This window comes from Halomonas sp. IOP_31 (assembly GCF_021151495.1).
Lineage (GTDB): Bacteria > Pseudomonadota > Gammaproteobacteria > Pseudomonadales > Halomonadaceae > Modicisalibacter > Modicisalibacter zincidurans.
Genome location: NZ_JAIRBP010000018.1, coordinates 1 through 12,272 on the forward strand (window position 1 = coordinate 1; position 12,272 = coordinate 12,272).

12 protein-coding genes and 1 pseudogene are annotated in these 12,272 nt (G+C 65.7%); 1 reads left to right on the top strand and 12 read right to left on the bottom strand.

Features of this window, described 5'->3' with window-relative positions:
- Nucleotides 1–121 (bottom strand): annotated as a pseudogene (locus tag K7I12_RS10575) (electron transfer flavoprotein subunit beta/FixA family protein); the annotation flags it as partial.
- A 351-nt stretch (nt 122–472) separates the two neighbouring features.
- On the opposite strand from K7I12_RS10575, the gene K7I12_RS10580 reads away from it, so the two are divergent.
- A complete protein-coding gene (locus K7I12_RS10580) occupies nt 473–2,116 on the top strand; it encodes an electron transfer flavoprotein-ubiquinone oxidoreductase (protein WP_031383703.1) in 1,644 nt (547 codons plus the stop codon).
- A gap of 18 nt (nt 2,117–2,134) precedes the next feature.
- Here the strand turns inward: K7I12_RS10580 and K7I12_RS10585 are convergent, their stop codons facing one another.
- The 11 genes from K7I12_RS10585 to fabG all read right to left on the bottom strand — a co-directional run bounded on the left by K7I12_RS10585 (nt 2,135) and on the right by fabG (nt 12,263).
- The gene (locus tag K7I12_RS10585) at nt 2,135–4,393 is read right to left on the bottom strand and encodes an ATP-dependent helicase (RefSeq protein WP_231664110.1); all 2,259 of its coding nucleotides are present in this window, start codon (nt 4,391–4,393) and stop codon (nt 2,135–2,137) included.
- Nucleotides 4,390–4,950: a DUF1285 domain-containing protein gene (locus K7I12_RS10590; RefSeq protein ID WP_031383705.1), complete on the bottom strand. Its 561-nt coding sequence runs from the start codon at nt 4,948–4,950 to the stop codon at nt 4,390–4,392. The genes K7I12_RS10585 and K7I12_RS10590 overlap by 4 nt, the downstream gene beginning before the upstream one ends.
- 13 nt (nt 4,951–4,963) lie before the next feature.
- Complete coding sequence (locus K7I12_RS10595; protein ID WP_231664111.1) at nt 4,964–5,812, bottom strand: TatD family hydrolase; 849 nt, start codon at nt 5,810–5,812, stop codon at nt 4,964–4,966.
- Between the two features lie 82 nt (nt 5,813–5,894).
- Complete coding sequence (locus K7I12_RS10600) at nt 5,895–6,230, bottom strand: PilZ domain-containing protein (RefSeq protein ID WP_031383707.1); 336 nt, start codon at nt 6,228–6,230, stop codon at nt 5,895–5,897.
- Between the two features lie 27 nt (nt 6,231–6,257).
- Nucleotides 6,258–7,244: a DNA polymerase III subunit delta' gene (locus tag K7I12_RS10605; protein WP_031383708.1), complete on the bottom strand. Its 987-nt coding sequence runs from the start codon at nt 7,242–7,244 to the stop codon at nt 6,258–6,260.
- The gene (gene tmk, locus K7I12_RS10610; RefSeq protein ID WP_031383709.1) at nt 7,232–7,876 is read right to left on the bottom strand and encodes a dTMP kinase; all 645 of its coding nucleotides are present in this window, start codon (nt 7,874–7,876) and stop codon (nt 7,232–7,234) included. The genes K7I12_RS10605 and tmk overlap by 13 nt, the downstream gene beginning before the upstream one ends.
- A 9-nt stretch (nt 7,877–7,885) precedes the next feature.
- On the bottom strand, nt 7,886–8,887 hold the full coding sequence (mltG, locus tag K7I12_RS10615; RefSeq protein WP_031383710.1) for an endolytic transglycosylase MltG: 1,002 nt from the start codon (nt 8,885–8,887) through the stop codon (nt 7,886–7,888).
- A gap of 48 nt (nt 8,888–8,935) precedes the next feature.
- Nucleotides 8,936–9,730 (bottom strand): aminodeoxychorismate lyase, encoded by a 795-nt coding sequence (gene pabC / locus K7I12_RS10620; protein WP_031383711.1) that lies wholly within the window; start codon nt 9,728–9,730, stop codon nt 8,936–8,938.
- Nucleotides 9,731–9,752: 22 nt separating this feature from the next.
- Complete coding sequence (gene fabF / locus K7I12_RS10625) at nt 9,753–10,991, bottom strand: beta-ketoacyl-ACP synthase II (RefSeq protein WP_031383712.1); 1,239 nt, start codon at nt 10,989–10,991, stop codon at nt 9,753–9,755.
- 194 nt (nt 10,992–11,185) lie between these two features.
- Nucleotides 11,186–11,419, bottom strand: coding sequence for an acyl carrier protein (gene acpP / locus K7I12_RS10630; protein WP_031383713.1), 234 nt, complete (start codon nt 11,417–11,419; stop codon nt 11,186–11,188).
- A 100-nt stretch (nt 11,420–11,519) separates the two neighbouring features.
- Entirely contained in the window at nt 11,520–12,263 is a 744-nt protein-coding gene (fabG, locus tag K7I12_RS10635; RefSeq protein WP_031383714.1) for a 3-oxoacyl-ACP reductase FabG, read from the bottom strand.
- Between the last annotated feature and the right edge of the window lie 9 nt (nt 12,264–12,272).

Genomic DNA, 12,272 nt, shown 5'->3' on the forward strand with positions numbered 1-12,272 from the left:
TTTCGCAGAACGGGTTCATGGCCATCTTGACGTTGGTCAGATCGACGTCGGAGTTGTCCGCCTTGACGCGGATCTTGACGTTGTAATCGATGACGCGTTTGACCGCGACGAGTACTTTCATGGCGTCCTCGCTAGATTGGAACCGGCCGGCATTTCGTGTCGACTCATGCAAGCGTTTGATAGGGTTGAGACCTGCATTCTAGTTTGCCACAGCTTACAAAGCCGCCCAAGCTGGCATCCGGCATCTGCATAAGTGCTTGTCGCCAGTCTTGCAGGAGAATATGACTAGCAGCAAACGGGAGTAGAAGCAAACGACCGTTTTAATTATAGTGGCAATAATCGCGATATTACCTAAAGACATGCCCGGTAGGCCAAGCCTGACAACCGAGCGCCAGCTCGATACGGCTACCGGGCCGACATCGCCCATCAATGATGTCGCTTGAGGAGGAGACGAGCCGTGGAACGCGAATACATGGACTTCGACGTTGTCATCGTCGGTGCCGGCGCCAGCGGCCTGTCCGCTGCCTGCCGCCTGATGCAGCAGGCCAACCAGGCCGAACGCGAACTCAGCGTCTGCGTGGTCGAGAAAGGCTCCGAAGTCGGTGCCCACATTCTTTCCGGGGCGATCTTCGAGACCCGCGCGCTGGACGAGCTGTTTCCCGACTGGGCCGAGCGCGGCGCGCCGCTGACCACGCCGGCCAGCCACGACGAGGTCTACCTGCTCAAGGATGGCGAGTCGGCGCAGAAGCTGCCCAACGCTCTGGTGCCCAGGAGCATGCACAACGCCGGGGGCCACTCACCAAACTACGTGATCAGCGCCGGCAATCTATGCCGCTGGCTCGGCGAGCAGGCCGAGGCGCTGGGCGTCGAGATCTTCCCCGGCTTCGCCGCCCAGGAAGTGCTCCATGACGCCGATGGCGGCGTGCGCGGCATCATCACCGGCGACATGGGCGTGGCCGCCGATGGCAGCGAGAAGAGCGGCTACATGCCGGGCATGGAGCTGCGCGCCAGGTACACGCTGTTCTCGGAAGGCTCGCGCGGCCATCTCGGCAAGCGCCTGATCGAACGCTACGATCTGGCCGCCGGCAAGGACCCGCAACATTACGGCATCGGTCTCAAGGAACTCTGGGACGTGCCCGCCGACAAGCATCAGCCGGGTCTGGTGGTGCATGGTTCGGGCTGGCCGCTGCCCACGGACACCCAGGGCGGGTTCTTTCTCTACCATGCCGAGAATCAGCAGGTCGTGGTGGGGCTGATCGTCGACCTGGCCTACGCCAATCCCTATCTCTCGCCGTTCGACGAGTTCCAGCGCATGAAGCATCATCCGCTGCTCAAGCAGTACCTGGAGGGCGGCTCGCGGGTCGCCTATGGCGCCAGGGCGATCACCAAGGGGGGGCTCAACTGCCTGCCCAGGATGTGCTTCCCCGGCGGCTTGCTGATTGGCTGCGATGCCGGCACGCTCAACTTCGCCAAGATCAAGGGCCTGCATACGGCGATGAAATCGGGGCTGATCGCCGCCGAGACGGTCTTCGAGGCAATAGCCGACGGCGACGAGGGCGGCAACGAACTGAGCCGCTTCATGACCCGCTGGGAACAGAGCTGGGCCTATGCCGAGCTAAAGGAGACCGCCAGCTTCGGCCCGGCAATCCACAAGTACGGCACCCTGCTCGGTGGCGCCTACAACTTCGCCGACCAACTGCTCGGCGGCAGGCTGCCCAAGGTCCACGACACCACCCCCGACCATGCCCGGCTCAGGACCCGCGATGCGGCCACGCCGATCGATTATCCCAAGCCGGACGGCAAGCTGTCTTTCGACAAGCCCTCGTCGGTGTTCCTGTCGAACACCAATCACGAGGAGGATCAGCCCTGCCATCTAAGGCTTGCCGATCCGGACATACCGATCCGCGACAACCTGCCGAAATTCGACGAACCGGCACAGCGCTACTGCCCGGTGGGCGTCTACGAAGTGGTCGAGGACGATAGCGGCCAGCCGCGCTTTCAGATCAACTTCCAGAACTGCATCCACTGCAAGACCTGCGACATCAAGGACCCGGCGCAGAACATCACCTGGGTCGCCCCGGAGGGCGGCGGCGGGCCCAACTACCCCAACATGTGAGGGTCAGGAACGGGCTGGTCAGGCGCGCCCGCCGGCCAGGCGCTCGAGCGGGGCGCGCTCGGCGATCAGACGCCGCCGCCCCGCCTGCTCGAAGCGGACCTCGAGCACCGGGCTGCGCGGGTCGCCCTCGACCACGACGACCTCGCCGGGGCCGAATACCGCGTGACGCACCCGTTCGCCGACGGCGAAGCCCATTTCCTGCACTGATGCGGCATACGCTGCCCCGGGGCCGGCTACCCGCGTCGCCGGCGTGACGCTCAGCGCCCCGTCCGCGCCGATGCGCCGCAGGTAGCGCTCGACCAAGGCCGGATCGCCCACCTCGAGCGCAGCTTTCTCTACCCTCTCTTTTACCAACGCATCGCTTACCAACGCATCGCTCTGCTCCGCCAACGCATCGCCGACGCGCTGACAGTCCCGCCAGGCGCTTTCCGTCAGAAAGCGGCTGGGGCGATGCTCACCGCCGTCGTGAAGCATCAGCAACCGCTCCTGGGCGCGGGTCATCGCCACGTAGAACAGCCGGCGCTCCTCCTCGAGACGTTCGTCATCGATGGGGTTGTCGCGGCTGTAGTGCGGAAAGTCCTCTTCGTTGAGCCCCCATAGCGCCACCAGCGGCCATTCGAGCCCCTTGGCGCCATGCACCGTGGTGATCAGCACGCCGTCCTCGGCGCCCTCGACCCGGCGATCGAGCAGCTCCAGCAAGGCGTCCGGCGCCTGGGTCAGCTCCTCCGCCTGCTCGATCAGGATATCCAGCAGCCGCACGTCCTCCTCGCCCTTCTCGCGCCGCGCCGCCGCCCGCTTGAGGACCTTCTCGGCATCGAGCCGCTCGACCACCAGCTCAAGCAGTCGCGACGCCGGCATGTTGCCCAGCCGCGGCAACTCGCAAAGCAGCTCCCAACGCTTCTTCAGGTTGCGCCGCTGGATCGGCTTGAGCTCGGCCAACAGCGGGTCGTGACGCTCCGGCCAGCGCTGTCGGTCCGCCAGCTGCACCACCAGCGCCTGCAAGCGCTCGCGGGCGACGAACGGCGTCGGCTGGGAGAACAGCAACAGGAGATGCTCGGGATCGTTGAGCAGTCGTGGTTGGCGAGCCAGGCGCAGGTAGCCGGCCAGGGCCTGGACCAGCGGCAGACGGAACACGAAGCGGTCGTCCCGCGACAGGCGAAACGCAATCCCGGCGCGCAGCAACTGCAACTGCACCGAGACCGACAACGCCCAGCTACGCACCAGCACACAACCCTCGGCAAGGGTGCGCCCCTCACGCTGCCAGCCCTGCAGCGCCGCGATCAGCCGCGCGCCGCCCTGGCCCACGGCCAGCGAGGTGCGCGGATTGCCGGGGGCGGCCAGGCACAACTGGTCGGGGCGCCGACGGTTGGCACGCACGGCATGATTGGCGGACAGCGCCAGGGCATGACCGTGGCGAAACGTGGTCGACAGCGGGTAGTCGGTGGCCTCGCCGAAACTCGCGGCAAAGCGCTGGAGCATGTAGTCCGGACGCGCGCCGCGCCATTCGTAGATGCATTGATTGGCGTCGCCGACCGCCATCACCGCCGCCCGGCTTCCGGCGAGCACTGCCAGCAGGCGCTGCTGGGCCAGGTTGATGTCCTGATACTCGTCGATGATCACGTGATCGAGAAAGCCCTCGACCCGGGCGCGGGATTCGGCGTCGCTTTCCAGGCAACGCAGCGGCCGGTACAGCAGATCGGCGTAGGTCATGCCGCCCTGCTGCTCGAGCAATGCCTCCATCTGTCGGAAGGCCTCGACGAAGTGACCGGTATGCTCGCCCAGGTCGAGGCGCTCCTTGAGCATTTCGGGTGCTTCCAGCTCGGCCTTGACCATCTCGCAGAAGTGCCCGAGGGCTTCGATGCGCTCGGGGTCGAGTGCGGCTTCGCGTGTCGCGGGGTCGGCGCCCTCGAGCGCGCGCATCGCCGCCTGGCGCAACAGCTTCTCACGCTGCCAGTCGGCGGCCAGCAGTTGGCGCGGCGCGAGCCGCCCCCAGCGGGTCAGCGACTGGGTCAGGCGATGGCCGATGGAATGGAAGGTACGCACTTCGGGCAACGCCTGGCCGGCCGGCGCCAGGGACACCAGCTTGGCGGTGAAGTCCTCGCGCGCTGAACGATTGAACATCAGCACCAGCATGCGTCGCGCCGGCACGCCGGCGGCCAACAGGTGCAACACCCGGGCGACCAGCGTGGTGGTCTTGCCGGCACCCGCCACCGCGGCGACCCGCGCATGGCCGCCGGCATGCCCGACCACCGCGCGCTGCTCGTCGGTCAATTTCACGGCGCCGCCTCGTCGAGCCAACCGAGCGGTTGCCAGACGCCATTGCTGGTCAGCCCCAGGGCGATACCGCCCGGCTGGCTACGCTGCTCGGCCTGCTCGATCAGCCGATAATAGACATTGCGATGCAGACGCGCGGCGAGCCCGAAACGGATCGCGACCTCGGGCACCGGCTCGCCGCGCGGGGTCTCGCTGAGTACGAGGCGATGCTCGGCGCCCAGCGTGACACGGTCGCCGACATTGGTGTCGATGTGCCAGGCCAGCGCATCGGCTTCGCCCTGCGCATCCGCATCGACGATCAGGAACGGTCGGTCCTCGACCTGGATGCGCCACTTCTCCACCGGTGTGACCAGGTAATAGTCGCCATCGGCCTCGCGGCGCAGAATCGTCGACAGCAAACGCACCAGCCGCGGCCGGCGGATCGGCTCGCCGTCGTGCAGCCACCCGCCATCGGCACGTATCAGCAGATCCATGTCGCCGCTCAGCGCCGGTTGCCAGCGCTCCAGCGGCGGGATTGCTCCGTCACCCTCGACAGGGGTGAGCAGCCCATCAAGCGACATTGGCCATCCCCCGTCAGACTGCTTGGCCATCGGCGCCGATCATCCGCGCCTCGGCCAGCGTTTGGCGCACGTCCTCGGGCGCCTGGGGCACCGCGCCGCGAAACAGCCGGTAGAAATTGGCCGTGGTCTGCATGGCCACCTCGTCGACGCTGATGCCCCGCTCGGCGGCGATGCACTCGGCGACTTCCACCACCCATTGGGGTTCGTTGGCTCGGCCGCGATGGGGCACCGGCGCCAGGTAGGGGCTGTCGGTCTCGATCAGCAACCGATCGAGGGGTATGCGCCGCGCCAGTTCACGCACCGTGTCGGCGTCGCGAAACGTCACGATGCCCGACAGCGAGATGTAGAAGCCGTGACGCACCGCCTCGCGAGCCATGTCGAGTTCCTCGGTAAAACAGTGCAACACGCCGCCCACCGCCGGGTCGGTGTGACGCCGAATCAGCGCCAGCGTGTCCTCGCGGGCCTCGCGGGTGTGCACGACCACCGGCAGCTCGAGTTCGCGGGCGGCGATCAGGTGATTGGCGAAGCGCGCTCGCTGTGTCGCCTGGCTGACGTCCTGATAGTGATAATCCAGCCCGGTTTCGCCGATCGCGACCGCCGCGTGACGCTCGGCGCAGGCCTTGATTGCGGCGACATCGGGCTCACTGTCGACTCGCTGCAGCGGATGCAGGCCCGCGGCGATCGCCACGTCGACGTGCTCGCGGGCCAGTGCCGCCAGCCCGGGGACGTCCTCCAGCGTTACCGCGATCGCCAGGAACTGGCGTACGTTACGCTCACGCGCGGTGTCCAGCACGGTGTTCAGGTCACCGTCGTGGGCGCCAAGATCGAGGCGATCGAGATGGCAATGGGAATCGACGAACATGCAGATTTACTCGGATCGGAAACATGAAGCTCGAAGCTCGAAGCTCGAAGCTCGAAGCTCGAAGCTCGAAGCTCGAAGCTCTTCAAAGCGTATAGGTCGGCGTGCCCTTGTCGAGCATCCCGGCCAGGTGATTCTCGATGCGGTCGCGCACGCGCCGGTCGTCGGAACTGAAGTGCACGCCGATACCCGGCACCCGACGCCCGGATACGCCCGGCGGCGAGATCCACACGACCTGGCCGGTGACCGGCAGGCGCTCGATCTCGCCAGGCATGGTCAGCAACAGATAGACCGTCTGGCCCAGCACATAGCGATCGCGGGTGGGCACGAACACCCCGCCCCGCTCCAGCGCCGGCATGAACGCCGACAGCAGGGTCGCTCTGTCCTTGAAGGTCAATGAAAGCGCTTTCTGTTCGGCCATCGTCTCAAGCTCCCATGGCCCGCTGCGTCAGGAACGCAACAGGGCGGACCAACGAACCAGCCAGGCTTCCAGCACCAGCTGCGGATTGGGGTTGCCGCCGGCAATCAGCAGCCGCTGCTGCTCGCGGGCGTAATCGAGCAGACGGAACCAGTCGCGCAGGCGGGCGTTCTTGACCGCCTGACGGTACAGCGGCAGCAGGTCGGGGTTGCGAAGCTGGTCGATATCGCCTGACAAGCCCAGGCGAATCAGGTCCTCCAACCAGGCAATACCGTACCACAGGATACGTTCCACGGCCTGGCGATCGAGCCGCGCGGCTTCGGCGATTGGCTCGCCACCGCGCACCAGCGAATCGAACAGTTCCTGCAGGTCCTGGCGCAGCCCGCGCGCCTCGCCGCCCGCCATGTCGGCGGCCAGCAGTGGCAGGCCGCCGGCGACGCGCAACCAGAAATCGCCATCCTGGACTTCACCGAGCGTTTCATTGAGCCACGCAAGGCTCTGCGCGCGATCGGGAATGCCCAGCGCCCAGTGCTGGCAACGCGAACGAATGGTCGCCAGCATGCGCGAGGGAATGTCGGCGAGCAGGATGAACAGGGTACGCTCGCCGGGCTCCTCGAGGCTCTTGAGCAGGGCATTGCCGGCCGCCACGTTCATCGCCTCGGCGGGCTGCAGGACGATCACCCGCGCCCCGCCCTGCTGGGCGGTCTGGGCGACGAAGGCATTGACCTCGCGGATCGGGTCGATGCGGATCTGGCGCCGGTTATCGGCCGGGGCGACCCGCAGCAGATCGGGATGATAGCCCGCGGCCAGCATCCGGCAGCTATGGCATTCGCCGCAGGCGGAAACGCCCGGCCGGCGACACAGCGTGCGCGCCACCAGCGCATCGGCGAGCTGCTGCTTGCCAACCCCATGCGGCCCGGACAACAACAGCGCATGCGGCAGGCGGCCATCGTCCTGCATCGCGCACAGCCGCTGCCAGATGGCGGCGTGCCAGGGCGGCGGCGTCAGGTATTCCATCGCGTCAGCCTTGCCAGCAAGCGCTGACGTATGTCGGCCTGTACCGCCTCGAGCGGCCGCGCGGCGTCGACGATCTCGAATCGCCCAGGCGCCGCTTCGGCACGCTCGCGGTAGGCACGCCGCACTGCATCGAAGAAGGCACCGCGCTCGCCTTCGAAACGGTCGGGGGGGGTGCCGCGCGCGACCACGCGTTCGCGGGCCGCCGTCACCGGCATGTCGAGCAACAGCGTCAGATCCGGTTGCAGCGTCCCCTGGACCAGGGCTTCCAGAGTCGCTATGTGCTGTCGATCGATGCCGCGGCCGGCGCCCTGGTAGGCGAAGGTGGCATCGGTAAAACGGTCGCAGACCACCCAGGCGCCGCGTTCGAGCGCGGGCCCTATGAGCCGGGCGAGATGCTGGGCGCGGGCGGCGAAGATCAGCAGCAGCTCGGCGTCTTCGGCGAGCGGCTCCTGCTCGTCCGGATTCAGCAACAACTCGCGTATCGCCTCGCCCCGCAGTGTGCCGCCCGGCTCGCGGGTCGCCACAACCTCGTGGCCTTGCGCGCGCAGCAACTCACAGACCAGGCCGACATTGGTGCTCTTGCCAACCCCCTCGCTGCCTTCGAGGGTGATGAAGCGTCCGAGAGAATGCATGCTGCGCCCTTAGCGATTGAGGATGTAACGACGCACGGCGGCGTTGTGCTCGTCGAGCGTCTCCGAGAACTTATGGCTGCCGTCGCCCTTGGCGACGAAGTACAGCGCCTTTCCCTCGGCCGGATTCACCGCTGCCTCGAGCGCGGCGCGCCCGGGCATGGCGATCGGCGTCGGCGGCAGACCCTCGATCAGGTAGGTATTGTAGGGCGTTTCGCGGCGCAGGTCCGCCTTGCTGATATCACCATTGTAGTCGTCGCCCAGCCCGTAGATTACCGCCGGGTCGGTCTGCAGGCGCATGCCCTTGGTCAGACGTCGCGTGAACACGCCGGCGATCTTGCGACGCTCGCCGTCGGCGCCGGTTTCACGCTCGATCAACGAAGCCATGATCAGTGCCTGGTAGGGCGTCTTAAGCGGCAGCCCCTCGTCCCGCTTCGCCCAGACCGACTCCAGGGTGCGCTGCATGCGTTGGTAAGCCTGAGCGAGGAGTTCGAGATCGCTGACGCCCTTGTGATAACGGTAGGTATCGGGGAAGAAGCGGCCTTCCGGATACTGGTCGGGATAGCCCAGCTCAGCCATCACTTCGGCGTCGCTCATGGCGGCGGTGCGATTCTCCAGCTTGGTGGCGGCATTCAATTCCGCGCGCATCTGCGCAAAAGTCCATCCTTCGGGAATGGTCAGCGAGTAGCTCACGATGTTGTCGCTGCCGAGCAGCACGAGAGCCTCGCGGGCGCTCATGCCAGGCTTCAGCCGGAACTCGCCGGCCCGCAGCGCCGGCAGACTCTGCGCATCGACACGCTTGAGCAACCGCAGCGACCAGGTCTCGGCAATAATGCCGCGTTCGGCCAGGTCGCCAACCACCTGATTGAAGCTAGCCCCACGGGGCACTTCGTAGACCACCGGCGCATCGATGGACAACGCACGGTCGAGCTGGGCCTGCCAATAGCGAAACCCGGCGAACCCGGCCACCGCCAGTAAAACGGCCAGGACCAGGATGATTTTCAGCAAGCGCATGGTAAATCCTTGTCGCAAATCGTGGCGTGAACTTCGGCAATGGCGCCGTTAGATACCGGCGGGATAGCCGAGCAGCGCGTGGGCTTGTTGCTGAAAGAAACGCAAATCATCGCTGATGCGCCATCGCTCCAGGGGTTCTCCCGATGGACTCTCCAGTGCGGTTACCGGCCACAGGCCTTGAACCGAATTGCCCAGGCAGAGCCCTTCGACCGTTTCCAGCGCCGTCGGTTCGAACTCGACTTCGTCGATGCCGAGCCGTTCCAGCAGCGCGGCACGCAGCGTGCCGGCCACGCCGCAGCGCTCGAGGCAGGGTGTCTGCCAGCGGCCGTTGCGTCGCCAGAAGACATTCATGCTGGTGGCTTCGATCAAATGCCCGCCAATGCTTGTCAGCAGACCTTCGGCAATGTCTGGGGATGTCCATTCGCGACGCGCCAACACGTTCTCGAGCCGGTTGAGGTGCTTGATACCGGCCAGTGCCGGCTGCTCGGCGAGACGCAGCCGACAATGACGAACCGCCACGCCATGCTGCCAACGCTCGCGACGTGGCTCGAACGCGGAAAGTTGCCAGCGCAGGCGTGGTTCGGGGTCGGCCGGCGCCTGATAGCCGCGGCCGCCGCTGCCCCGGGTGACGATGACCTTGAGCACCGACAGTCCCGACTCGGCCGCGGCGGGCAAGGTTGCCAGCACTGCCTCGTCGGGGGCATCGATGCCGAGTGCCGCACAGCCGCGCCGTAGCCGCGCCAGATGGTAGTCCCACAGCGATGGCCGGCCGTCACGCACCAGTACGGTCTCGAACAGACCGTCGCCATAGGCCAGGCCGCGGTCATCGAACGGCACCGGCATACCGGCGTCTAGAGGGCCCGCGTCAGACACGCGAGAAGATCAGCGACCCATTGGTTCCGCCGAAGCCGAACGAGTTGGACAGCGCGTTGTTGATCGTCATGTCGCGCGCGGTATGCGGCACGTAATCGAGAACGCAGCCTTCCTGGGGGTTATCGAGGTTGATGGTCGGCGGCGCCACCTGATCACGCAGAGCGAGGATGCTGAACACCGCCTCGACGGCGCCCGCCGCCCCCAGCAAGTGGCCGATCATCGACTTCGTGGAACTGACCGCGACCTTGTTCGCCGCATCGCCCATGACCCGCTCGACGGCGCGACTCTCGGCCAGATCGCCGGTCGCCGTGGACGTGCCGTGGGCGTTGATGTAATCGATCTGCGCCGGATCCATACGGGCGTCGCGGGTCGCGTTGGTCATCGCCTGCGCCGCGCCGCGTCCGTCCTCGGGCGGCGCCGTCATGTGATGGGCATCATCGCTCATCCCGAAGCCCTTGAGCTCGGCATAAATGGTCGCGCCACGCCGCTTGGCCTGCTCGTATTCCTCGAGTACCACGACCCCGGCGCCATCGGAGAGCACGAAACCATCACGATCGCGATCCCACGGCCGGCTGGCCGCGGCGGGATCGTCGTTGCGCGTGGACAGCGCGCGTGCCGCGGAGAAGCCACCCAGACCCAGCGGCGTGGTCGCCATTTCGGCGCCCCCGCAGACCATCATGTCGGCATCGCCATAGGCGATGGTGCGGGCGCCATAGCCGATATTGTGGGTGCCCGTGGTACAGGCCGTGGTAATGGCGATATTGGGCCCTTGAAAGCCGAACTTGATCGCCAGGTTGCCGGAAATCATGTTGATGATCGAGCCCGGCACGAAGAACGGTGAAATACGCCGCGCGCCGCCCTTGCGCAAGGTATCGTGGTTATGTTCGATCATCGGCAGGCCACCGATGCCCGAGCCGATCGCCACACCGATACGATGGGCATTGTCCGCGCGACACTCGACGCCGGCATCGGCGACCGCCTGGGAAGCCGCCGCAATGCCGTACTGGATGAACAGATCCATCTTGCGCGCTTCCTTGGGATTCAGATAGGGACTGATGTCGAAGTCCTTGATCGATCCGCCGAAGCGCGTATTGAATCCGCTGGTGTCGAAATGCCCGATCGAGGCGATGCCGCTCTTGCCTGCCAGGATATTGCTCCAGCTCTCCTTGACGGTGTTACCGACCGGCGTCACCAGACCCAGCCCGGTCACCACGACCCTTCTACGAGGCATCAGCTCTCCTCCAGATGTCCATAATGGGCACGCCTACGTAGACCTGCCAGCGCTGCGCGCAAGTATACCCGAAGGCTACCGGCTATGCCGCCCATAAACGCGAAAGCCGCTCTGTTTCCAGAACGGCTTTCTTGCGCGCCGGCGGTCGGAACCGCGGGTCACTTGCTCATAATGACTTGCTCATGCCGACTCGCTTACTGATGAGCAACGACGTAATCGATCGCTTCCTGCACCGTGGTAATCTTTTCGGCTTCCTCGTCGGGAATTTCGGTATCGAATTCCTCTTCGAGCGCCATAACCAGTTCGACGGTATCCAGGGAGTCCGCACCGAGGTCCTCGGTGAAGGAGGACGAGTTCTGGATGTCCTCTTCCTTGACGTTCAGGCGCTCGGCCACAACCTTCTTCACGCGCTCTTCGATGGTGCTCATTATGTCGTTACTCCTAGTGGTACATATCCGCCAGCTGGAAAACTGCCGGGTAGTTTATAGACGGCCCCTAATCGACGCAACCAAGGCATCGACAGCGGCCTCAACGCATGTTCATGCCGCCATTGACCTGCAGCGTTTCGCCGGTGATATAGCCGGCGGCATCGCTGGTCAGAAAGCCTACCGCGGCAGCGATCTCCTCGGGCTGACCCAAGCGAGACAACGGGATCTGCCCGAGCAAGGCCTCATGCTGCGACTCGGGCAGCGACTCGGTCATGTCGGTGGCGATGAATCCCGGCGCCACGGCATTGACGGTGATCCCACGCGAAGCGACTTCGCGGGCCAGTGCCCGCGAGAAGCCCTCCATTCCCGCCTTGGCGGCAGCATAGTTGGTCTGTCCCAGGTTGCCCATGGTCGCCACCACGGAGCTGATGCTGACGATGCGTCCGAAACGCGCCTTGGTCATGCCACGGATACACGCTTTACTGACACGGTAGACCGACTTGAGATTGGTATCGAGCACCGAGTCCCATTCGTCCTCCTTCATGCGCATCAGCAGGTTGTCGCGCGTGATGCCGGCGTTGTTGACCAGAATGGTCGGCGCGCCGAACTCGTCAGCGATCGCCTTGATCAGCGCATTGACACTCGCCTGGTCGGTAACATCGAGACGCCGCCCAGCCCCCTCGATGCCCTGCTCGCGAAGATCCGAGTCGATACGCTCGGCGCCGGCATCGCTGGTCGCGGTGCCGATCACGACCCGCCCCTGACGCCCTAGCTCATGCGCGATGGCACGACCGATGCCGCGGCTGGCACCGGTGACCAGGGCGATTCTGCGCTCGCTTGTCATAGTCGTTCC